This window comes from Myroides sp. 1354, assembly GCF_030324495.1.
Taxonomy (GTDB): domain Bacteria; phylum Bacteroidota; class Bacteroidia; order Flavobacteriales; family Flavobacteriaceae; genus Flavobacterium.
On sequence record NZ_JACAGN010000003.1, the window covers coordinates 90,924 to 114,936 of the forward strand.

21 protein-coding genes and 3 tRNA genes are annotated in these 24,013 nt (G+C 35.2%); 17 read left to right on the forward strand and 7 right to left on the reverse strand.

What is annotated here, in order from left to right; genetic code table 11:
* Positions 1-46 precede the first annotated feature (46 nt).
* Genes HX004_RS04905 through HX004_RS04930 form a run of 6 tightly spaced genes read left to right on the forward strand, consistent with a single transcriptional unit; the run spans position 47 to position 6,051 of the window.
* Entirely contained in the window at positions 47-1,075 is a 1,029-nt protein-coding gene (locus HX004_RS04905; protein WP_060872609.1) for a rod shape-determining protein, read from the forward strand.
* A gap of 8 nt (positions 1,076-1,083) precedes the next feature.
* Entirely contained in the window at positions 1,084-1,917 is an 834-nt protein-coding gene (mreC, locus tag HX004_RS04910) for a rod shape-determining protein MreC (protein WP_286441218.1), read from the forward strand.
* The gene (locus HX004_RS04915) at positions 1,910-2,431 is read left to right on the forward strand and encodes a rod shape-determining protein MreD (RefSeq protein ID WP_286441220.1); all 522 of its coding nucleotides are present in this window, start codon (positions 1,910-1,912) and stop codon (positions 2,429-2,431) included. The genes mreC and HX004_RS04915 overlap by 8 nt, the downstream gene beginning before the upstream one ends.
* Positions 2,428-4,290 (forward strand): penicillin-binding protein 2, encoded by a 1,863-nt coding sequence (gene mrdA, locus HX004_RS04920; RefSeq protein ID WP_286441222.1) that lies wholly within the window; start codon positions 2,428-2,430, stop codon positions 4,288-4,290. Before HX004_RS04915 ends, mrdA begins: the two co-directional genes overlap by 4 nt.
* Positions 4,290-5,543: a rod shape-determining protein RodA gene (gene rodA / locus HX004_RS04925; RefSeq protein ID WP_286441224.1), complete on the forward strand. Its 1,254-nt coding sequence runs from the start codon at positions 4,290-4,292 to the stop codon at positions 5,541-5,543. The genes mrdA and rodA overlap by 1 nt, the downstream gene beginning before the upstream one ends.
* Entirely contained in the window at positions 5,518-6,051 is a 534-nt protein-coding gene (locus HX004_RS04930; protein ID WP_286441226.1) for a hypothetical protein, read from the forward strand. The genes rodA and HX004_RS04930 overlap by 26 nt, the downstream gene beginning before the upstream one ends.
* A gap of 135 nt (positions 6,052-6,186) precedes the next feature.
* Here HX004_RS04930 and HX004_RS04935 read toward each other — a convergent pair.
* The 3 genes from HX004_RS04935 to HX004_RS04945 all read right to left on the reverse strand — a co-directional run bounded on the left by HX004_RS04935 (position 6,187) and on the right by HX004_RS04945 (position 6,455).
* Positions 6,187-6,259: transfer RNA gene (locus HX004_RS04935), tRNA-Phe, on the reverse strand.
* A 25-nt stretch (positions 6,260-6,284) separates the two neighbouring features.
* Positions 6,285-6,357, reverse strand: a tRNA-Phe gene (locus HX004_RS04940).
* A gap of 25 nt (positions 6,358-6,382) precedes the next feature.
* Positions 6,383-6,455 (reverse strand) — tRNA-Phe (locus HX004_RS04945).
* A gap of 126 nt (positions 6,456-6,581) precedes the next feature.
* Between HX004_RS04945 and HX004_RS04950 the strand changes: the two genes are divergently transcribed.
* The 7 genes from HX004_RS04950 (at position 6,582) to HX004_RS04980 (ending at position 14,020) form a co-directional block, all read left to right on the forward strand.
* Positions 6,582-7,331, forward strand: coding sequence for a type III pantothenate kinase (locus HX004_RS04950; protein WP_286441228.1), 750 nt, complete (start codon positions 6,582-6,584; stop codon positions 7,329-7,331).
* The gene (gene bamG, locus HX004_RS04955) at positions 7,309-8,574 is read left to right on the forward strand and encodes a BamG family beta-barrel-assembly machinery protein (protein ID WP_286441229.1); all 1,266 of its coding nucleotides are present in this window, start codon (positions 7,309-7,311) and stop codon (positions 8,572-8,574) included. Before HX004_RS04950 ends, bamG begins: the two co-directional genes overlap by 23 nt.
* Before the next feature lie 12 nt (positions 8,575-8,586).
* The gene (lptC, locus tag HX004_RS04960; protein ID WP_286441230.1) at positions 8,587-9,144 is read left to right on the forward strand and encodes an LPS export ABC transporter periplasmic protein LptC; all 558 of its coding nucleotides are present in this window, start codon (positions 8,587-8,589) and stop codon (positions 9,142-9,144) included.
* Positions 9,145-9,148: 4 nt separating this feature from the next.
* Positions 9,149-9,349 (forward strand): hypothetical protein, encoded by a 201-nt coding sequence (locus HX004_RS04965; protein ID WP_286441232.1) that lies wholly within the window; start codon positions 9,149-9,151, stop codon positions 9,347-9,349.
* A 293-nt stretch (positions 9,350-9,642) separates the two neighbouring features.
* A complete protein-coding gene (locus HX004_RS04970) occupies positions 9,643-11,736 on the forward strand; it encodes a peptidylprolyl isomerase (RefSeq protein WP_286441233.1) in 2,094 nt (697 codons plus the stop codon).
* A gap of 106 nt (positions 11,737-11,842) precedes the next feature.
* Entirely contained in the window at positions 11,843-12,715 is an 873-nt protein-coding gene (fabD, locus tag HX004_RS04975) for an ACP S-malonyltransferase (RefSeq protein ID WP_286441234.1), read from the forward strand.
* Between the two features lie 45 nt (positions 12,716-12,760).
* The gene (locus HX004_RS04980; protein ID WP_286441235.1) at positions 12,761-14,020 is read left to right on the forward strand and encodes a multidrug effflux MFS transporter; all 1,260 of its coding nucleotides are present in this window, start codon (positions 12,761-12,763) and stop codon (positions 14,018-14,020) included.
* 49 nt (positions 14,021-14,069) lie between these two features.
* On the opposite strand, the gene HX004_RS04985 is transcribed toward HX004_RS04980, so the two are convergent.
* The gene (locus tag HX004_RS04985; protein WP_286441236.1) at positions 14,070-15,200 is read right to left on the reverse strand and encodes a DegT/DnrJ/EryC1/StrS family aminotransferase; all 1,131 of its coding nucleotides are present in this window, start codon (positions 15,198-15,200) and stop codon (positions 14,070-14,072) included.
* 163 nt (positions 15,201-15,363) lie between these two features.
* Here HX004_RS04985 and HX004_RS04990 point away from each other — a divergent pair, with 163 nt between their 5' ends.
* The 3 genes from HX004_RS04990 to HX004_RS05000 all read left to right on the forward strand — a co-directional run bounded on the left by HX004_RS04990 (position 15,364) and on the right by HX004_RS05000 (position 19,842).
* A complete protein-coding gene (locus tag HX004_RS04990; RefSeq protein WP_286441237.1) occupies positions 15,364-16,608 on the forward strand; it encodes a 3-deoxy-D-manno-octulosonic acid transferase in 1,245 nt (414 codons plus the stop codon).
* A gap of 721 nt (positions 16,609-17,329) precedes the next feature.
* On the forward strand, positions 17,330-19,486 hold the full coding sequence (locus HX004_RS04995) for a S46 family peptidase (protein WP_286441238.1): 2,157 nt from the start codon (positions 17,330-17,332) through the stop codon (positions 19,484-19,486).
* 128 nt (positions 19,487-19,614) lie between these two features.
* The gene (locus HX004_RS05000; RefSeq protein ID WP_286441239.1) at positions 19,615-19,842 is read left to right on the forward strand and encodes a hypothetical protein; all 228 of its coding nucleotides are present in this window, start codon (positions 19,615-19,617) and stop codon (positions 19,840-19,842) included.
* Between the two features lie 69 nt (positions 19,843-19,911).
* Here the strand turns inward: HX004_RS05000 and HX004_RS05005 are convergent, their stop codons facing one another.
* Positions 19,912-21,423 carry a GH3 auxin-responsive promoter family protein gene (locus HX004_RS05005; RefSeq protein WP_286441240.1) on the reverse strand — a complete coding sequence of 504 codons (1,512 nt, stop codon included), beginning with the start codon at positions 21,421-21,423 and terminating at the stop codon, positions 19,912-19,914.
* Between the two features lie 108 nt (positions 21,424-21,531).
* Here HX004_RS05005 and HX004_RS05010 point away from each other — a divergent pair, with 108 nt between their 5' ends.
* Positions 21,532-22,329, forward strand: a complete 798-nt coding sequence (locus HX004_RS05010; RefSeq protein ID WP_286441241.1) for a DUF2797 domain-containing protein — start codon at positions 21,532-21,534, stop codon at positions 22,327-22,329.
* Positions 22,330-22,391: 62 nt separating this feature from the next.
* On the opposite strand, the gene HX004_RS05015 is transcribed toward HX004_RS05010, so the two are convergent.
* The gene (locus tag HX004_RS05015) at positions 22,392-23,387 is read right to left on the reverse strand and encodes a nucleotidyl transferase AbiEii/AbiGii toxin family protein (RefSeq protein ID WP_286441242.1); all 996 of its coding nucleotides are present in this window, start codon (positions 23,385-23,387) and stop codon (positions 22,392-22,394) included.
* Complete coding sequence (locus HX004_RS05020; RefSeq protein ID WP_286441243.1) at positions 23,377-23,994, reverse strand: DUF6088 family protein; 618 nt, start codon at positions 23,992-23,994, stop codon at positions 23,377-23,379. Before HX004_RS05020 ends, HX004_RS05015 begins: the two co-directional genes overlap by 11 nt.
* Between the last annotated feature and the right edge of the window lie 19 nt (positions 23,995-24,013).

Here is a 24,013-nt window from a genome sequence, read left to right on the forward strand (position 1 = left end):
TTTTGTAGAACAACATAAATATTAACTCTAAAAGCCTTTTATATCTATGGGATTTTTTGATTTCATGACGGAAGATATCGCAATTGACTTAGGAACTGCGAATACCCTTATCATTCACGATGGAAAAGTTGTCGTTGACAATCCATCAATCGTTGCTAGAGATAGGACAACGGGAAAAATTATAGCCGTTGGAAAAGAAGCGAGTTTGATGCAAGGGAAAACTCATGGTAACATCAAAACGATACGCCCTTTAAAAGACGGAGTTATTGCTGATTTTGACGCATCAGAAAAAATGATAAGCCTCTTTATCAAAAGCATTCCGGCTCTAAGAAAAAAAATGTTTACTCCTGCCTTGCGCATGGTTGTATGTATTCCTTCAGGGATTACTGAAGTAGAAATGCGTGCAGTAAAAGAATCTTGTGAGCGTGTAAATGGTAAAGAGGTTTATTTAATACACGAACCGATGTCTGCTGCTATTGGTATTGGTGTAGACATTATGCAACCAAAAGGAAACATGATTGTTGATATCGGAGGAGGAACAACAGAGATTGCTGTTATTGCTCTTGGAGGTATTGTATGTGATAAATCCGTAAAAATTGCGGGAGACGTATTCACTAATGATATCATTTACTATATGCGTACCCAACACAACTTATTTGTTGGAGAGAGTACTGCTGAAAAGATTAAAATTCAAACAGGAGCGGCAACAGAAGATTTAGAAACTGCTCCAGAAGATATGCTTGTTCAAGGGCGTGACTTGTTAACAGGGAAACCAAAACAAGTAACTGTTTCATACCGTGAAATAGCAAAAGCTTTAGACAAATCAATACAACGTATCGAAGATGCTGTAATGGAAACGCTATCTCAAACGCCTCCAGAATTAGCCGCTGATATTTATAATACAGGAATCTACTTAGCAGGTGGAGGATCTATGTTGAGAGGATTAGACAAGAGAATCTCTCAAAAAACAGATTTACCTGTTTATATTGCTGAGGATCCATTACGTGCTGTTGTACGTGGAACGGGCCTTGCCATCAAAAATATTGACAAATACAAAAGTGTATTGATAAAATAAACTAACCTATGCAGCAAATAATTAATTTCTTTATAAAAAACAGTACTAAGTTACTGTTTTTGCTGCTTTTAGTTATATCATTTGCCCTAGTACTTCGAACGCATACTTTTCACAAGAGTTCATTTATTAGTTCGGCAAATGGTGTGACAGGTTACGTCTATGAAAATGTAAACAATTTAAAGGAATACATGCGTCTTAAGACTGAAAATGACGCTTTAGTTCTGGAAAATGCCTTACTGAAAAAACAAGCTTTTAATAGTGCTGTTGTAATGGATTCTATTCCCATTGAATTGCCAATTCTCACTGTGGAAGAAGAGATTTACAACGTTATTGTAGCCAAGGTGATAAAAAATGAATTTAACACCAAGGAAAACTATTTAACTATCAAAGGTGGAGAAAGGGATGGTATTACAAAAGATTTAGGAGTAATCAATAGCAACGGAATTGTCGGTATTATCCAAAAATCATCCACAAAATATTCTACTGTACAGAGTATCTTAAACGCTAAATCTAAAATTAATGCCAAGATTAAAGGATCCAATCACTTTGGAACCTTACAATGGGACGGAAAAAGCACAGGCTATGTTCAATTAAATGACATTCCTCGTTTAGCAGAACTCTTCCAAGGTGACACTATTGTTACGGGAGGTATTTCTGATATTTTCCCGGAGAACATACCCATTGGTACTATCGAAAAAGCGTATACGACAGAAAGCTCGAATTACTTTACCATTGAAGTCAAACTTTTTAATGACATGACAAACTTAGGGTATGTATATGTGATTAGAAATAACGACATTGAAGAAATTAACGAATTAGAAGAAGCTACACGCAATGAATAGTGCTATTTCCAATATTACGCGTTTTGTTATTTTGCTAATCGCACAAGTATTAGTGTTTAATAACTTGGATTTGTTTTCTTTCATCAATCCATTTCCGTATATCCTTTTTATTGTACTTTATCCTACAGATGGCAACAAAGCGTTATTTTACGTTTCTAGCTTTCTTTTGGGATTAACCATAGACATGTTTGAGAACTCAGGTGGTGTACACGCTGCGGCTTCCCTAATTCTCGCTTTTAGTAGACCATTAGTGCTGAAATTTTCATTTGGTATTAGTTACCAATACCACAATCTCAATATCTTTAAAAAGGTAACCAAGGATTTATTTTCATCCATGGAGGTCTTGGGTTATTTGATTATTACCGTCGTGATTCACCACGTCGTTTTATTTGCCCTTGAGTTTTTGCGTTTTAATTTTATTTTGGAAATCTTATTGCGAACTTTATTAACAACGTTGGCTACATTAATAAGCTGTATACTAATCTTATATTTGATCAAACCATCTAAACGATGAGAAAGTTATTACTTCCTATTATCATAGTTGCAGTAACTATAACCATTCTTATTCGACTGTTCTATTTACAAGTCGTAGATGATACCTATATCAAAAAATCAGAAAACAACGCTTTAAAAATCGTTTATGAATACCCTGAACGAGGTTATATATTCGACCGAAATAAGAAATTATTAGTTGCGAATCAACCCTCATATGACATCATGGTTATACCGAGAGAGGTCAAAGATATCGATACGTTAGCTTTGTGTAAGTTGCTTGATGTAACCCTAGATGAATTTAACACCAAACTTCAAAAGGCAACAGTTTACAGTCCTCGACTTCCCTCTGTTTTTTTAGCTCAATTGAGTAAAGGAGAATATGCAGCTTTCCAGGAAAAAATCCGCCATTTCAATGGCTTTTATGTACAAAAACGTTCACTACGCGATTATCAAGTCAACGCAGGAGCGAATGTCTTTGGCTATATTCGTCAGGTGAATGAGGATAACATCAAGAGAAACCCATATTATCGATCAGGAGACTTAATTGGTATTCAGGGAGTCGAACAACAATATGAAGATATACTACGCGGTACTAAAGGGGTAAAATACATCCAACGCGATCGTTTTAACCGCGAAATCGGATCCTTTAAAGACGGAGTATACGATACGATTTCCATCAAAGGAAGTGATATTACCTTGACGATTGACTATGATTTACAAGCCTATGGTGAACTTTTAATGCAAAATAAACGAGGCGGTATTGTAGCTATTGAACCCAAAACAGGTGAAATCCTTGCCTTAATTAATGCTCCTTCTTACGACCCTTCTTTATTAGTCGGGAGAGAGCGTTCAAAAAACTACACCAAATTATACAACGATTCTTTAGCCAAACCACTATACAATCGCGTATTATCTGGAGAATATTCTCCTGGCTCACCCTTTAAAATCTTAACAGGATTGATTGGTTTACAAGAAGGCGTGATTACAGAACATTCTGCTTTTTCCTGTAGTAGAGGATTTTACTATGGCCGTGGAGCTTGGATGGGCTGTCACGATTCGGGAACCTGGAGTTTAAGACATGCGATTGCCTTGTCGTGTAATACTTACTTTGCTCAGACATACAAAAAAATTATTGAAAAATACAAAACCCCTTCAGAAGGTATTGACCGCTGGAGTAAACACTTAGAAAGCTTTGGATTAGGACAATTCTTAGGGTATGATTTACCAGAAGGACGAAAAGGACACATTCCCAATTCAGAATATTACGACCGTTGGTATCCAAACAAAGGCTGGAAGAGTACAACGACTATCTCCAATGCGATCGGACAAGGTGAGGTTATCATGACGCCTATGCAATTAGCGAATATGGCTGCAGCTGTGGCGAATCGAGGCTATTACTACACCCCTCACATCATCAAAAACATTGAAGATCACACTATTGACAAGAAGTTCGTTACCAAACAAGTAACGACGATAGATCCTAAACACTTTGAACCAATTATTCAAGGAATGAATCAAGTATTCCATATTGGTACAGGGCGTAGTGTTGCCGTTCCACAGTTGGAAATGGCTGGAAAAACGGGAACCGTAGAAAACTTCACTCGTATCAATGGAAAGCGTTATCAATTAGCTGATCACTCTGTTTTCGTTGCCTTTGCACCTGTTGATGATCCAAAGATTGTTATTGCAGTATTTATTGAAAACGGAGTTTGGGGAGCTCGATGGGCAGCTCCTATCACTAGTTTAATGCTACAAAAATATTTGCTTCCTGAAATAGTTCGTCCTGATTTAGAAAAACGAATGCTAGAAGGAAGTTTAGAAAGTGAATACAACAAGGTTTTACAATTATACAATTTAGCAGATAAGCAGAAAAAATAATGAGAAGCGGGAGCGTACAAAAGCATATCGACTGGATAACTATTATGTTATACCTCTTACTAGTTGTAGCAGGTTGGGTAAATATTTACTCTACCTCACTTCCTAGTGAAGAAGCTAGTATTTTTGATTTCAGTCAAATCTACGGTAGACAATTGGTCTTTATCTTGACGTGTATTCCACTAATCATCTTAATTCTTGCTCTAGATACCAAGTTTTACGAAAAATATGCCCTGATTTTTTACATCATCGGTATACTTTCCATCCTTGGACTATTCGTCTTCGGTAAATCCGTTAAAGGGCAAACCAACTGGTATCAGATTGGAGGTCTAGGAATACAACCTTCTGAGTTTGTAAAAACGACGACCGCCCTGCTCTTAGCGAAATACTTTTCGGATAACCAGGGTACATTAAAAACGTTAAAAGAACAAATAACTGTCTTTTTAATCATTGGTATTCCCACCTTACTTATTTTAAAGCACGATACAGGAAGTGCCATGTTATTTGCCTCTTTAATCTTTGTACTATTCCGCGAAGGATTACCCTCTTGGTATTTGTGGTCTGCTTTTATTACAATCGTACTCTTTGTTGCGGCATTGATAGTAAAACCATCACTTATCATTACTTCTATTATATTATTAACACTCCTGCATTACTATTTTAACAAAAACATCAATAGAAACCCCTTTATTTATCTTATTTTAGCCACCGTAATGTGCGGCTTTGTTCTATCAGTGGATTACGTTTACGACAATGTACTCGAACCCCACCAAAAAGATAGAATAAACGTATTACTCGGTGAAAACGTAGATCTTCAAGCCGAAGGATATAACCTTAATCAATCGAAGATTGCGATTGGATCAGGTGGTTGGTATGGCACTGGATTTTTACAAGGAACCCAAACCAAGGGAGGCTTTGTACCAGAACAGCATACCGATTATATATTTACAACGGTTGGAGAAGAATGGGGATTCGTTGGTTCTAGTACGATTATCGTGTTGTTCCTTTGCTTATTTTTCCGCTTAATATACCTAGCAGAAAAACAAAAGAAGCGATTTAATAGAGTCTACGGTTATTGCGTAGTGAGTTTTTTATTCATTCACTTCGCCTTCAATATTACCATGTTAGTAGGATTATTTCCTACCATTGGAGTACCACTTCCCTTTTTCTCCTATGGAGGATCGAGTTTAATTGCTTTTACATTACTGCTATTCATCTTTTTGAAATTGGATGCCAATAGAATTAATGAATGGTAAAAACACGAACAACAATAAAATCAAAATAGAGAAAAAGAAAATGAAAAAAACGTTTTTACTTGCTGGTATGATCCTTTTAGGTTCAACAGCAATGCAGGCACAAGAAGTACAAAAAGAAGAAGTATCAACCGTATTACCTGAAGTACCTACAGTAACAGTGGTAGAAAGTACGGTAGAAGAAGCTCCTATAATGACGGCGGATGAACTAAAAGCTTTCAATCAAGAACAAAAACAAATTGAACGCGAACGCAAAGCAGAACTCAAAAAGCAAAAAGAGATCACTAAGAGCCAAAAGAAGATTCAAAAGTCCACAGATAAGCTAAACAAGACAAAAGCGAAATACAACAAAGAAAACGACGCTTTTAACCGCGATATGGCTTTAGGAAAGATTGCTCCTGTACAAGAATTGAAAATCAAGACTAAATTGCATAAATATCAAACGCAAATTGCCAATTTAGAATTTGAGATCAAAGCGGAAGAATACAAATACGAAAACTTAACGAAATAAACAAAAAGCGAGACTTAGGTTTCGCTTTTTTAGTTAACGACAAACAGTTAACAGGCTGTTTGCAAATCAAAACAGTAAGCCCTAAATAATAAACAAAAAAACCGATAACTTTCGTTATCGGTTTTTTTTCTGGTGTGGTGCCTCCAGGAATCGAACCAGGGACACAAGGATTTTCAGTCCTTTGCTCTACCAACTGAGCTAAGGCACCAGTTGCTTGTTTTAGTTTAAATTTGTGGTGCCTCCAGGAATCGAACCAGGGACACAAGGATTTTCAGTCCTTTGCTCTACCAACTGAGCTAAGGCACCAGTTGCTTGTTTTAGTTTAAATTTGTGGTGCCTCCAGGAATCGAACCAGGGACACAAGGATTTTCAGTCCTTTGCTCTACCAACTGAGCTAAGGCACCAATTGGCTTTTAGTAGTGAACTTTTGTTCTCTTAAGCGGTTGCAAATATATAATACTTTTTTATTCTTCCAAAACTTCTCAGGCAATTTTTCTTTATTTATCTTTGTTAAACTAAGCAACACGACTATGATCTATACTCTTGATATCGGAAACACCAGAACCAAACTCGCTATGTTTGAAAACAATAGCCTATTAAAAACCGAATATCTGTCGACAAAAAATTTAAAAGAAGAACTTTTATTTTTTTTAAAAAAAAATAAAATAAAGCCTACAATTGTGCTTGCAAGCGTGGTTCATCTCGATCCTACCCTACTTGATTGGCTCCAAATGAATACGAATTTCATTCAAATTAGTCACACCACTCCCCTTCCGCTGATCAATAAATATAAAACACCTCAGACCTTAGGCATTGATCGACTAGCAGGAGCTGCAGGAGCCACTCTTGTATATCCTGATACGGCACGTTTAATTATCGATGCGGGAACTTGTATTACCTATGACTTCGTCAATGTAGCTAATGAATATTTGGGAGGAGCTATTTCCCCAGGGTTGCAGTTGCGTTATAAAGCCCTAAACGATTATACGGACAAACTCCCTTATCTACAATTAGAAGATATTGATTATTTTATTGGACAGAATACAAATGAATCCATTCAATCAGGTGTAATCAATGGAATTGTTGCAGAAATAGACAATATTATTAACCGTTATAAAAAAAATTATCCCGATTTAACAATAATTTTAACGGGAGGAGATACAGTTTTTTTGGCTAAAAGATTAAAAAATATAATATTTGCTAATCCAAACTTTCTTTCTGAAAGTTTGAACCATATATATCAATACATAATTGAAAATGATAAAAAGAATCATTCTTAGCTTTAGCCTTATTTTATCCGCTCAAGCTTTCGCTCAGCAAGGAACCGCTTCTCCTTATTCGTATTACGGCATTGGAGACTTAGGTTACAATGGTACAAATGAATATAAAGCTATGGGAGGTACTAGTGTCTACGCAGATAGTTTACACCTAAACTTATTGAACCCAGCCGCTATTAGCAAACTAAAAGCTACAACATTCACTGTTGGATCAACCTCAAAGTTCTATAATTTCAAATCGGAAAACAGCAATGACAATATAAAACGTCAAACCATTGACTATTTCGTTGTAGGATTTCCTATTTCTAAAAAATCAGGCGTAATTTTCGGACTTCAACCTTATTCATCCGTAGGATATAAAATTGAAAGAGAACAAACCAACGATTTAAATCAGAAAACATTCAACCAACTTGAAGGAAGTGGTGGAATCAATCGCGTATTTTTGGGTACAGGATATGAAATCAACAAAAACTTCCAAGTAGGTATTCAAGCAAGCTATTTCTTTGGTAATACTGATAACAAAAATACAATAGCCTTATTAGACGCTGGAGATGGATTCGGTTTAATTACAAAGACAAATGAAACTAGGAGAATTGACTACAAAGGGTATGAAATTCGCGCTGCTTTACAATACCAAGGAAAATACAAAGGATACGATTGGCAAGCCAATCTTACTTACAGCCCAGAGACGAAGTTAACGGCTGATAATGTAACAAACTTGAGAATTATCAATTTGAATGGCGGTATAGTTGATTCAAAAGAAACGTTCAACGGAAGTACACGATTAACTAAACCACAAGAATTAGCTCTTGGAGCGGGAATTGGTAAAGATTTAAAATGGTTTGTTTCAGGTCAGTTCACCTATATTGAAAACAGCAAATTAACTTCAAGTTGGAATACTGCGCAATATGCGGGTTATGAAGACACTAAACGCTATGCAATTGGTGGTTTCTATATTCCAAAATACAATTCATTCACTAGTTATTTTGATCGCATAGTTTATCGCGCTGGGTTCCGTTATGAAAACACAGGTTTAGTCTTGAAAAATGAATCAATCAACGACTATGCTTTTTCAATTGGAGCAGGACTTCCCTTATTAGGACGTTCTTTATCAAATATCAATATCGGACTTGAATACGGAAATAAAGGAACCAAAAACAGTGGATTGATAAAAGAAAATTATTTCAACCTATCTATTGGTTTATCATTAAATGATTTCTGGTTCTTAAAACGCAAATTTGATTAATACAACTTACTCATGTTGTTAACTAAAAAAACACTTTTTATCTCTTTGTTTCTCGGTAGCTTAGGCTTTACGTCTTGTGAAAGTAAATTTAGAGATATTCAAAAAATACACGACAAAGCTCCATTTTATCCTGCTGGAATAGCGGAAAAAATGCAAGGTCAATACATTGATTCTGGTAGAGTCAAAGCGATTTTAGTTAGCGATAAAATGCTTGATTTCTCAACTGTCAAATACAAGTTTACTGAATTTCCCGAAGGGATTCACCTAACGTTTTTTGATAACAACAACAATAAAAATACGGTTGTAGCAGACTATGCTATTCAGTATACCGCAACAGAACTTATTGATTTAAGAGGCAATGTAGTCATTACGACACACGACAATAAGAAATTAGAATCCGATCAATTGTATTACAACCAACGATTGGATTGGTTTTATACCAATGGTAAATACAAAGCTTCCACAGATAAAGAAAACTTCACTCAAGGCGTTGGTGTTGATTTCGATGGAAAATTAAACGTAATTAAAGCTAGAAATAGCTACGCAGAGAGTATTAAAAAAGAAAACTAAACCTATGAAAGCACTACAGATTATACCTTTTCTATATTTATTTGTAGCCATACTATTTATTTATGATGCTGCAACTAAAATTATGGCTGGCGAACCCTTCTCAAACTATTGGACAAGCTTTCTTGTTGCAGGTCTAGCTGTTTTTATGTTTTTCTTTAGAAGAAAATACAGCAAAAGAATGGTAGATCACTACAATAAAAAATAAGAATCAAAACAGAAATAACGAAAACGCAGAACTACAAAACAGTTCTGCGTTTTTTTTATGTATACATTTTCTCTTCTCCCCTCCCTTTTCACTTTTTTATTTTCTACTTCCTTGTGCTTTTATCTCCATTTTACTCCCCTTGAATCAAGCATTAAGTAAAAATTTCTGTTTTTTAACATTAAAAATCATCGAGAAACGCATTCTTTCTTTAAAATAATAGGTTTACCCCTTTTATTATTAAAGAGATAATTGTATTTTCGCTCTCTGAAAAAAATTACACATAATAAAAAAACATGGCAGTTTTATCAAAAATTAGACAAAAGTCGGCGCTGTTAATTGCAGTAATTGGTATTGCTTTATTAGCATTCGTTATTGGAGACGTCGTTAGAAGCGGAGGTGCTGGTTCTTCGAGAAATATTGGAAGCGTAAATGGTGAAGATATCAATACGCAGATTTTTCAACAGAAAGTTTCTCAAGCAGAGCAAGGGAATCAAATGAGTAGAAATCAAGCCTATCAAATGGTTTGGAATACCGAAGTGAATAATATACTGCTAAAAACAGAGTTCGAAAAATTAGGTTTACAAATTGGAAAGGATCAATTAATCAACGTAGTAAAAACCAACCCTATGTTTGCTAATAGTCCAGAATTCCAAAATCAATTAGGACAATTCGACATGGCGAAATTCAACGCTTGGGTAATGGCAATGAAACAAGCGGGTCCAGAACAATGGCAAGCTTGGCTAAGCTATGAAGTAGAGTTGGAAAAATTCGGTTTACAACAGATGTACAACGCTTTAGTAAAAGGTGGAATATACACCACTCAAACCGAAGCTAAATATTCTTACCATGGAGAGAATAGCAAAGTAACTTTTGACTATGTAACTGTTCCATATAGCACAGTGAATGATGATCAAGCGAAAGTAAGTGATTCTGAAATCACAGGTTATATGAAAAAACACGAAAATAGATTCAAATCTGAGCCTACACGTGAATTGACTTATGCTTATATTGAAAGTGTTCCTTCTGACAAAGACAAAGAAGATGTAAAAGAAACAGTAGAAGCTTTCTTAAGACCAACTGTTCAATATAATGCAGAAACAAAAAAGAACGATACAATTGCAGGATTCAAAGGAACTAAAGACTTAGTGGCTTTCATAAATGCAAACTCAGATGTAAAATTTGACAGCGTATATTATGCGAAGAAAGATTTACCCTTAGAGTTCCAAGAACAACTATACAACTTACCAACAGGAGAGGTATTTGGTCCTTATTTATTTAATGATCATTACTGCATTTCTCGCATGGTAGGTAAAAAAGCAGGAGCAAAAGCTAATGCTGCTCACATCTTAATTTCATATGCTGGTGCACCACAAAGTGCAGCAACAAGAACAAAAGAAGAAGCAAAAGCAAAAGCGGATGAAATCTTGAAAAAAGCTACTGCTGCGAACTTTGCTGAATTAGCGCAAGCTGAATCAGAAGATACAGGATCAAAAGCAAATGGTGGTAAATACGAAGATATTGCTAAAGGACAAATGGTAAAACCTTTCGAGGATTTCGTCTTTAACAATGCTACTGGTAAAATTGGAGTAGTTGAAACTGATTATGGTTTCCACGTAATCCAAGTTTTAGGAAAATCAGAAGGAGTACAAATTGCTACTTTAGCGAGAAAGGTTGAACCTTCAGAAGCAACAGCTGACGAAGTATTCGCAAAAGCAACAAATATTGAATCAGCAGCAACTTCAGGAAACTTAGTTGCAGAAGCAGAGAAAGCAAATGCAGTAGTTCAACAAAACGTAACAGTTCGTCCATTCGACGAGTACTTACAAGCAGTTGGAGCAAGAAGTGAAATTGTTTCTTGGGCATTTAACAAAGATACCAAAGACGGAGATGTGAAGCGTTTTGATATTCCTGATGGATATATTGTTGCTACATTAGCTTCAACAAACAATACTGGTTTACTTCCTATCGAAGAAGCTAGAAAAATAGTTGAACCAATTTTAATGAACGAGAAAAAAGCTCAAATCATTAAACAAAAAATGACAGCTGCTACAGTAGAAGAAGTATCTAAACAAACGAATGCTTCAATCGCAACTGTATCTGACGTTTCAAGACAAAACCCATTAATTCCAAATATCGGCAATGAACCTCTAGTAGTAGGTACTGCTTTTGGAACAGCATTGAACCAAAATTCAAAATTGATTGACGGAGCAAATGGAGTTTATATGGTCAAAACAACAAATGTTGCTTTAGCACCAAACTTAGACAACTACAACAACTACAAAACTAGAACTGAAAATGCAGTTCGCATGAATGCTTCATCTAAAGTATTACAAGCTTTAAAAGATCAAGCTAAAATTACAGACAACAGAATTGGAATGATCCAATAATTATATCAAAAGCCATCTATCATTAGATGGCTTTTTTTATTCCTACTCGTATAACTAAGAAAAATACCTTATTTTTGCTCTTCATTCTATATTTAATAAGATACATATGAAAGCATACGTTTTCCCTGGTCAAGGTGCTCAATTCACTGGAATGGGTAAAGATTTATATGAAAGTTCAGCAATTGCTAAAGAACTATTCGACAAAGCAAACGATATTCTTGGTTTCAATATTACAGACATTATGTTTGAAGGAACTGCAGAGCAATTAAAAGAAACGAAAGTTACACAACCTGCTGTATTCTTACATTCTGTTATCTTAGCTAAAACAATTGAGAACTTCAATCCAGAAATGGTTGCCGGACATTCACTTGGTGAATTTTCAGCTTTAGTTGCCAATGGTACTTTAGCTTTCGAAGATGCTTTAAAATTAGTTTACCAGAGAGCGATGGCTATGCAAAAAGCATGTGAAATTACTCCTTCAACAATGGCCGCTGTATTAGGTTTAGATGACGCTATTGTAGAACAAGTATGTAACGAGATTGACGGCGTTGTTGTAGCAGCAAATTACAATTGCCCTGGTCAATTAGTAATCTCAGGAGAAACAACTGCAGTAGAAAAAGCATGTGAGAAATTAAAAGAAGCTGGTGCAAAAAGAGCCTTGTTACTTCCAGTAGGTGGAGGTTTCCACTCTCCTATGATGGAACCTGCAAGAACGGAATTAGCAGCTGCAATCGAAGCAACAACTTTCAACCAACCTTCTTGCCCTGTATATCAAAACGTAACTGCTAGTGCAGTAAATGACCCAGAAACAATTAAAAAGAACTTGATTGTACAATTAACTGCTCCTGTAAAATGGACACAATCTGTACAACAAATGATTGCTGATGGAGCAACTTTATTTACAGAAGTAGGTCCTGGAAAAGTTTTAACAGGTCTAATCAAAAAAATCGACAAAGACGCTGAAACTTTCAACATCTAATATTGAACTCATCTTGACTTTCTCTAATTGATTAAAAAAGTCAAGATGAGTTCATTCAAACAACTTATAGACCTAAAATCCTTGATTCAAAAAAATCAAGGATTTTCTATTTCATCTAAAACCGTGGAAAAATTATCTCTTCAAGAGTGGGTATTAATCTTTACACTAGCTAGTTTAACCGCTTTAGGTCCCTTAGCTATTGATATGTATTTGCCTGCTTTTCCAAAAATAGCTGCTGATTTACAAACTGAAGTAAGCTATGTTCAAGTTTCTCTATCAACCTTTTTAGGAGGTTTGGCTGTTGGACAATTATTCTGGGGGCCTATATCTGATAAATATGGCGCCAAAAAACCAATCCTCTTATCTTTGAGTATTTTTATTCTCACATCCTTTGCCTGTATGTACGTTTCTGATATCAAAGTAATGTGGGCCCTTCGCTTTTTACAGGCTTTTGGCAGCAGTGGTGGGCTTGTAATTGCTCGATCGATTGTCAATAAGCGCTTTGATAAAGATAAGACCTTAAAGATATTTAGCATCTTAGCGCTCGTGGGAGGAATTGCCCCTATTGTAGCGCCTATTCTGGGAAATGCCGTACTGAAGTACTTCGATTGGCCTCATATTTTTACAGCTATGGGGGCATTTGCACTATTCAGTATTGCCATGACATTTACTTTTTTAAAAGAAGACTTCTCTAATCGTTTACCTTCTTTAGAAGTAAGGTCTATCGCTCAAAATTATGGAAAGCTCTTTCAAAATAAAACATTCGTTACCTATACCTTTGTTGGAAGTATAGCCTTTAGCTGCTTGATGCTTTATATTTCTAACTCACCTGTATTGGTTATGGAAGTAGGAGGACTGAGCAGTACCGCTTTTAGCATTGTATTTATGGTCAATTCTTGTGGATTAATGTTGGGATCTTTCCTAACTTCTTCTTTCTTAAGGAAGCGCTTAGAACCCAAAAGAATCATTGCCCTTGGTACGAGTATTCAACTAATAGCTGCCCTTAGTTTATTTGGTGTGATTGTACTAGATGGTTCCATTTATTACCAATTGGTTCCTCTTTTCTTTTTTGTATTGCCTTTGGGAATGATCTTTCCAACGTCAACTACTTTGGCTTTATCGCCATTCAAAGCAGAATCAGGAATTGCCTCAGCCCTATTTGGAGCGTCTCAATTGGCCTTTACCTTCTTAACTTCTGTTTTATTAAATACCTTAAACGATGGTACCATGTATATTGTAGCACTCTCATTGGCGACTTGCGCCCTATGTTCATTACTCATTAATACATTCACCCAAAAAACATAAATAAAAAAGCCTTGAGAAATCTCAAGGCTTTTTTTTATAGCATTAGGGACTATCCTAAAAAGGCTTTAATTTCGTCCGTCATAAATTTAATTTGATCTGCTTCTAATTCAGAGTGCATCGGCAATGATAATACCTCTTTTACCAATTGATTTGTAACTGGGAAATCCTCTTCTTTATAACGAGGATCTAGATATGCTTTTTGGTTGTGCAATGGAATTGGATAATAAATTGCACAAGGAATTCCCTTCGACTGTAAATGTGCCATTAATCCATTGCGATCTGCATTAACAATACGCAACGTATATTGGTGGAATACGTGACTATCTACATCCCCTTCTACTTTTGGAGTAATTATATTTGGATGATTAGCCAAAGCTGCTGAATACTGAGCTGCTGCTTCTCTTCTCGCCTTATTGTATTGATCCAAACGCGGTAATTTTGCATTTAACACAGCTGCTTGTAAACTATCCAAACGAGAGTTCACTCCAACCACATCGTGGTGGTAGCGTTCATACATTCCGTGATTTACAATTCCGCGAATGATATGTGCTAATTCATCATCATTTGTAAAAATAGCACCACCATCACCATAACATCCTAAGTTTTTAGAAGGAAAGAAAGAGGTTGCTCCAACGTGAGCAATTCCACCCGTTTTTACTTTTGTACCATCTGAAAATGCATAGCTAGCTCCAATACCTTGTGCATTATCTTCAATCACATATAAATTGTGAGCGGCCGCTATTTTCATGATTTCCTCCATATTCGCTACATTACCGAATAAATGCACCGGTACAATCGCTTTTGTTTTAGGAGTAATTGCTTTTTTAATAGCTTCTACATCAATATTCATGCTATTTGGACAAACATCTACTAAAACAGGCGTTAACTGTAATAAGGCAATTACCTCAACCGTTGCAGCAAACGTAAAATCAGCTGTGATTACCTCATCACCAGGTTGTAAACCTAGTCCCATCATGGCAATTTGCAAGGCATCTGTTCCATTTGCACATGGAATCACGTGCTTTACCCCTAAATACTTCTCTAAATTTGCTTGAAAAGTATGTACTTGAGGCCCGTTGATAAATGCAGAAGATTCTAAAACTTCTTGAAAAGATTGATTTACTTCTTCTTTAATTCCTTCATATTGACTTTTTAAGTCAACCATTTGAATTTGTTTCATCACATTGGATTTAGTATCTCTAAGTCTTTGGCTCTTCCTTGTTTTTAGAGCAAAATAACTTGACTGTCGATATGTTTTACAGCCACAAAAATACTAATTTCTTTACTTTAAAAATCTTTTCTTTACTAAAAGAAACGTAATTTCGCTAGATAAACAATTCCATATGCTATTTCTTTATAATCTACTTATTCATATCGCTACTGCAGTCTTGCATCTAATCGCCTTATTCAATAAAAAGATTACCTTATTTATTCAAGGCCGAAAAGCGTCTTTTGCCATTTTAAAACAACACATTCAATCTAGTGATCGCGTGTTTTGGATACACGTTGCCTCTTTAGGTGAATACGAACAAGGCTTGCCAATTATGGAAGCGCTCAAACAACAATTCCCAAATCACAAGATTGTATTGACCTTTTTTTCTCCTTCTGGTTATGAAGTAAAAAAGAATAATACAATTGCCGATGCAACCTTGTATTTACCCATGGATACCCTAAGCAATGCCAAAACCTTTTTAAAATTAGTGCATCCTGAAAAAGTATTTTTCGTAAAATATGAATATTGGCCGAATTATCTTCATCAATTAAAAAAACAAAAGATTGAAACCTATTTGGTCTCAGGTATCTTCAGACCAAATCAAGTATTTTTTAAATGGTATGGCAGTTTTTACAGAAATGCCCTACAAGCTTTCTCTTATTTCTTTGTGCAAAATGAAGAATCTCGTCACCTTCTTTCCTCCATTCAACTCGACAATACCGAAGTGGTAGGTGATACGCGTTTTGACCGAGTTAGTCAGATTTTAGAACGCGACAACACCCTGCCTTTTTTAGAGGCATTAACACAGGGTAAAACCAAGCAAACCCTTGTTGTAGGAAGTTCTTGGCCACAAGATGAAAAGATTATCGTTGATTATATCAACCAAACGCAAGATGAAGAAATCAAATTTGTCCTGGCTCCTCATAATATTAAACCAGAACAAATCCATCAACTTTACCAAGCGATTGATAAACCCAAACAACTTCACTCTGCTTATAGAGAAGGAACGACCGACTTATCACAAACACAAGTCTATATTATAGATGCCTACAGTCTGTTGACCAAAGCGTACAGCTATGCAACGATCGCTTATGTAGGCGGTGGTTTTGGAGCGGGTATTCACAATATTCTAGAAGCAGCCACCTTTGGCGTTCCCATTCTTATTGGTCCAAACTACAAGAAATTTCAAGAAGCAAAAGATTTAATTCAATTGGGTAGTTGTATAGTTATCAACAATGAAGATGACTTTATTAACAATTTGAATAAGTTATTAACAAATGATACGCTCCGTTGTGAATTAAATCAGATTAGCTCAAACTTTATCCTAGGAAATAAAGCAGCCACAAACAAGATTATAAACCACGTATTCAATTAGTTGGAATTTAAATTAAGTAGATCATCCTCTGAGAAGTTATTCACAATTTGCATTATCCTGTTGTAAACAAATTGTTGATAACTATAAAAAAGAAGTAAGATATCACCTATAAAACGAAAAAAAGGTAAGTAAACGCTTTTGTTTACTTACCTTTTATAATATGAATTAATAATTACACTATAGGTAACTTATAGAAAGTTAGAGGTATATAAAAATTGTATCAATACCGAATGAGCAAGATAAGGCAAAATATTCATTGCCACAATACCTTTAGGACTATTTGTTAAATTAAACTCTTCCCTTAAGAGTATTTATTTTATTAAACATCTCAATCCCTTAGGAGGTTCCCGCTTCCTTTGTTTATCTTATAAAGCTTTATAAAAACTTCTTTTTTTTAACATCCTATCTATTCTCCCACTTTTGTTCTTTCACATTTGCGTTATCTACATTCTTTTATGCTGTTCATCCCTTTAAAAGGTAGAAAAATCAACGTCGATTTCCTTTGGTCTTTACAATATAAAGGAAAAATAAAAAAATCTAACTTTAGTTACTTTTTCCGCACAACTATCTCCTAAAAATCGCATAATTCGATATCTTCCTCTTTAACACGGCGTTTATTTTTCTCAAAATACACTTAAAATAAAGGATGGGAAGGGAAACCGTAGTTCCTATTACCTGAATAGTTGTATCTTGCCTGAAATAAAAAAAAACGAACACTTTTATGAACTTAAGACTTAAAAACGCATTTAAACTGCTCGTTGCACTTCTTATTGTTCCTGTTTATGCACAACAAGGAGGTATGTGGATTCCTTCTTTGCTAGAGGGAATGAATGAAAAGGAAATGACGACCTTAGGAATGAAAATGTCCATTCAGGATATTTATGATGTAAATAATTCAAGCATGAAAGATGCTGTTCCACACTTTAATGGTGGATGTACATCAGAGGTTATTTCTCCTCAAGGATTACTATTGACTAATCACCACTGTGGATATGGTCAAATTCAATCGCATTCTTCTGTAGAGCACGATTATTTAGCAAACGGTTTCTGGGCGAAATCACAAGCGGAAGAATTGGCAAACGACAATTTAGAAGTTACTTTTATTGTGCGTATTGAAGACGTTACAAGTGCAGTTATGCACGGAGTAAAAGCAAAGGATACTGAAATCCAAAAACAAGAGAAAATCAATGCTAATATTTCACGTACTGTTGCTACCTTCCCAAAAAAGGATTGGCAAGAGAACAAGATTAAATCTTTTTACGAAGGAAATCAGTACATTTTATTTGTTACAGAAACCTTTAAAGATGTCCGTTTAGTTGGAGCACCGCCTTCGTCTATTGGTAAATTTGGATCGGATACGGATAACTGGGTATGGCCACGTCATACAGGAGATTTCGCTTTGTTCCGCATTTATGCAGATAAGAACAATCGCCCTGCTGCTTATTCCAAAGACAACGTACCTTATACACCGAAGCACTTCTTCCCTATTTCACTAGATGGAGTAGCACAAGATGACTTCACTATGGTATTTGGTTACCCAGGTCAAACACAAGAATACTTACCTTCTTATGCCATTGAACAAATTATCAATGATTTGAATCCAGCAAAAATCGGAGTACGAGATGTTGCCTTGAAAATCACAGATGAATATATGCGTAATGATCAAGCGATTAAAATTCAATATGCTTCTAAATACGCGGGTACTGCAAACTACTGGAAAAAGTGGATTGGAGAAAGTCAAGGATTAAAAAAGAGCAATGCTGTAGCGGTTAAAAAAGCATACGAACAAGATTTTATTGTCCGTGCGAAGAAAAGCAAAAATGCAAAAGAATATACAGCTATCTTACCTAAATTCGAGAAATTATACCAAGAGATTGCTCCTTATTCATTAAGTAGAGATTACTTTATGGAGGTCGCCTTGAGAAATGGAGAATTACTAGCTGCTGCTTGGAGACTTACTGCAGTAGAAAATGCTGTAAACAACGAAGCTCAATTCCAAAGTAGAAAAGCGAACTTATTGCAATCACAAGAGCGCTTTTACAAAAACTACAATAAAAAGGTAGATCAGGATGTATTCCAAGCGATTGTATCTTTATACAAAAACAATGCACCTAAAGAATTTTTAGCACCAGCTTTAAAGCAAGCAGATGTTGCAGCATTGACAAAAGAAATCTACGCACAAAGTAAACTAACCTCATATGAAGGTTTAAAAGAATTATTAAGCGGGGATGCAAAACAAGTTAAGGAAGCCTTATTAGCAGACAAAGGATATGCATTCGCAAAAAGCTTAATCGAAAATTATCAAGCGAACATTTTGCCGAAATACGAAGCGCTAGACTTAGAGATTAAAGCTTTACAGCGCACCTACATGAAAGCGCAATTAGAGCTTTATCCTGATGCAAGAATTTTCCCTGATGCGAATAGTACCTTACGCGTTACCTATGGTAAAGTAGATGGTTATGCACCAAAAGACGCAATCTATTATGAGCCTGTTACTCATTTGGAGGGAATCATGGAAAAATACATACCAGAAGATTATGAGTTTGATGTACCAGCTAAATTAATTGAACTATATAATGCGAAGGATTATGGTGCATATGCAGAAGATGGTAAATTGCCTGTAAACTTTATTGCAACAAACCATACAACTGGAGGAAACTCTGGAAGTCCAGCTATTGACGCACATGGAAATTTAATTGGATTAAACTTTGACCGCGTTTGGGAAGGAACCATGAGTGATATCTATTATGATCCTGCTATCTGTAGAAACATTATGGTTGATGCACGCTATATTTTATTTATTATTGACAAATTTGCAGATGCAAAACACCTAATAAATGAGATGAAATTGGTAAATCCGAAAAAAGACCAAAAATAAAACACTGATAATCAGTTAATTAAAAATTATTTTTTTTATATAAAAATAATTTACAAAAACAAATTATTGAATGAAATATTTTCTATATTTGTATCGAATTAATAATTAACTTTTATAACTTTAGTAAAATGAAAAAAATCGCATTAAGCATTGCTTTAGTAGCTATGATGGGAGTATCTTTTGTTTCTTGTAAAGACACTGCAAAAGAACCAGCTCAAGAAGAAGTAACAACTACAGAAGAAGTAGCAGCTCCAGTTGAGGAAGTTGTAACTGAAGAAGTTGTAACTGAAGAGGCTCCTGCTACAGAAGAAGCTCCTGCTACAGAAGCTCCAGCTACAGAAGAAGTTGCTAAATAATTTTAGCTAGCAATAAAAAAAAAGCTCTCACAAGGTGAGGGCTTTTCTTTTTTATATCCGTTTCGATTCTCAATTCAGAGCAATCAGTTCTTCCATTAATTTTCTTTCATTTGATAAACGAGGTACTTTGTGTTGCCCTCCTAATTTATCACTTCCTTTCAACCAATCATAAAATAATCCTTTACGCGCTTGATGCAAGACCAATGGATTTAAGGTCATATTATTGTATCGCTTCGCCTCATAATCTGAATTCACTTCTTGTATACATTGATCCAATACCTCGGCAAATTTGTTCAAATCTTCAGGTGCTTTGGTAAATTCAATCATCCATTCATGTGCGCCTTTTTCTTTTCCAACCATAAAAATAGGAGCTACGGTATATTCAGCGATTTCTACTTGAAATAAAGAACAAGCTTTCGCTAGAGCGCGATCTGTATTTTCAACCATCAATTCTTCACCGAAAACATTAATATGATGTTTGGTTCTTCCTGTAATCTTAATTCGATACGGCAATAAACTAGTAAATCGAACCGTATCTCCAATCAGATAACGAACCAATCCCGCATTCGTAGTAATCAACATAGCATAATTTTTACCTAATTCGACATCGCGTAAAGAAATTATGCGTTGTGCACTCGTTCCAAAAGTATCCATCGGAATAAACTCATAAAAAATACCATAATCAAGCATCAACAACAGTTCATTGCATCCATTCTGATCTTGAATAGCAAAAAATCCTTCTGAAGCATTGTAAATTTCGTAGTATTTAAAATCACTACTTGGCAACAATTTTTGGTATTGATCTCTGTACGGTTCAAAACTCACTCCACCGTGAAAATAAACTTCCGCATTAGGCCATAGTTCCAATAAACTTCCCTTTCCTGTTTCTTGCATAATCTTATTGAAGAGAACCAACATCCACGAAGGCACGCCCATAAAACTAGTAACATTTTCATTTTGTACTTCCTTGATAATCGCATTCATTTTGGTTTCCCATTCTGCCATTAAAGAAGTTTTATTGGAAGGTGTACTGCTAAACTCTGCCCAAAAAGGCATATTATCAATTAAGATGGCTGATAAATCACCAAAAATCGTATTGTTGTCTTCATATAATTGCTTACTTCCACCTAAACGCAATCCTTTTCCAGTAAAAAGCTGTGAATTTTCATTGTTGTTAAGATACAAGCAAAGCAAATCTTTAGCTGCTTTGTAATGACAATTTTCTAATGCTTCGTTACTAACGGGAATGAATTTACTCTTTGCATTGGTAGTACCGCTTGATTTAGCAAACCAACGAATGGGTTCTGACCAAAAGATATTATTTTCTCCTCTTCTCGTTCGTTCTATAAAAGGTTCAAATTCCTCATATGTATAAATAGGCACACGTTCTGCAAACGTCTCATAACTTTTAATACTAGCATAATCATATTGCTTGCCCAGTAAAGTTTTTTCATTTGTCTTGATAAGACTTAGAAAAACATCATTTTGAACCTCATTTGGGTATTTTCTAAATAAATCTATTTGATGAATTCTCTTCTTCAGAATCCATGAAGCAATAGAATTAACAATTGTCAGCGCCATATATACATTATTAATAAAGTAAACTCCTTTTTCTTGTCAAAAGAGAATCTAAACAATAAAATTTGTTTTTGTACTTTTACTCCTTACCCAAAAATAACAATTTTATTTATGCTATACGAAGGAGTTTTAAACAAAATGCAAACGGAATGGAGTAGTCCAATTGAATACTATTTGGTTTTTCAAAATAACTTCATCAATTTGAATCAAGTCTTAGATCGCCAACTAAAAATTTCCTTTATTGATTACCAATGTTTGAATTGTGGAGCACACAAAAAGATCTTCCGTCAAGGATTTTGTTACGACTGTTTTTATGCGAGTCCAGCCGTTGGGGATTGGATTATGCGTCCAGAATTGAGCACTGCTCATTTGGGGATTGCCGATCGAGATTTGGACTATGAAAGCAAGGTTCAATTACAACCCCACATCGTCTATTTGGCTTCAGCCAGTGATGTTAAAGTAGGTGTTACGCGAAAAACACAAATTCCTACGCGTTGGATTGACCAAGGAGCTTCTAGTGCAATTCCCATTGTTGAAGTACCCAATCGCTATTTAGCGGGAATTACAGAAGTAGCATTAAAAGACCTATTTACGGATAAAACCAATTGGCGTAAAATGTTACAAAATGATATCATTGACACTGATTTATTAGCGATTAGAAATTCATTGGAGGATAAACTTCCTGAAGAAGTACAGCCCTTCTTTTCTTCTACCACAGCAGATTTATATCAATTAAACTACCCTGTATTGGAATTTCCTACTAAAATAAAAAGTTTAAACTTAGATAAAACCCCTTCCTACCAAGGTGTTTTAAAAGGAATCAAAGGTCAATACCTCTTGTTTGAAGACGGAACGGTTTTCAACATTAGAACCTATGAAGGTTATGTCGTTCAACTTGACATTGAATAAAAAAAGGAAGCAAATAGAAATGCCCTAAAAAGTTAGACTCTTTTTGGGGCATTTTTTATCTTTCATTTCCTATTCAATTTATTTTCAATATCCTTTATTCTTCTCAACAATTCAACCCAAGGTAAACTTTCTCCAATAATCATATACTCTTGCATCGTAGCATAATCAGCCTTCCAACGCTTCGTTACTTCTTCTGGTGGTAAAATACTAAGTTTACCCTTTTTATGATTACTGTAATTTAATCCTCTAATTGGCGTCATTAATTGGCGATGTTCTACTAATTGATCCAATAACATATCATCTGCAATAGCGAGTAGACCATAGGGAGATCTCATCAAAAGCTCTACATCATAGAGATGCCTTGAGAGTCTCTCTGTTCGAATGTTTTCAATAGGTTTTGAGAATTCTTCATGCAATAACAACACTTTCTCTAGAAAAGTTCGAGTAGGAAGAACAGTCCGAACCTTAAATGAAGTCATCGAAAAAAAAGCAGAACGATAATGCTCGTCCAAAAAGGAGATTATTTTTTTCACCTCAACAGGTTCTATTAATGACCTTGCCCCTATTTCCAACAGTACTCGTTTTTGAATATAATATGTGGTATCTGGAAGTATAGATGAATAAAAAATCGCTAATGTATTCGGATCACTTGTATCATCTACATGCAGATTATATTCAATTCTATAGCGATTAGAAGAGATTCCCAACGCTTCCAATTGCATGATTAACTCTTTTCTAAACTCGTTAATAATAAAGTTTCCTGAAGCTTTTCTAACTTGTTTTATTTTGGTTTTTGAAGAAACTAAATCAAAACCTAATACCTTTCTATCTAATATTAAATCAACATCCTCTGAAAAACGATCAATTAAATGATAGACTTTACTCAATGAAGTCCCTCCTTTAAAAAAAACAAAATCTGCATATTTCGATTGAAAAATAGCTCTTAACACAATACATACCCACCAATCTTTTTCAACCGCAAAAAGAGGTATTCCTAAAGAAAGGCTCGTTTGTTCTATGACTATTTTTTTTTGTTCTTTTTCCAGGTCATTCCACATACACCGTTGACGAGTAAAGTTGATTAATTATTTCTTGAATCCATCTTGGGGCGTGTTTCAACTGAGTCTTTCGTGCATTTTGATCTACTTGCTTTACAGCAGGCAACAACAGATTGAGAAAAGAAGGGGTAATTTCTTTTTTTTCCTTTGCTCTCAATGCTTGTACAAGGAGAAATAATAACTTATTCTTAATCAAAAATGTTTTAGGTACTGTGCGTTTAAAATAAATAGTTCTGGTGCCTATGGCTATTTTTCTAGGTGACCCATCTGTTAAATAAACCGCTTTCAAAGGGATTTGAGTAGTTAATCCTAACAAATATTGCGCCATAACTCCCGTAGGTGCAATTTTAATTTTATCTCGTTTAGCTATTTTTTGAGCAATATCTTCTATACTAGGATATAGCTTTCCCAACAAATGATCTTCTATAGGTTTGACGTATATACCTTGTGCAATTCGTTCTATACTTTGCTTCTTTTCAAGTCGGAAAAGCACTTGTCGGATATTATCAGCTGTGCCATAAGCGGTAAAATCATCCGCAAAAAAAACCTGTCCTTTATAGGATTGTACGATTTTGTTTTCGATTTGATTTTGAACTGATTTCACCATTTTTAAAAGCTTATTTTGT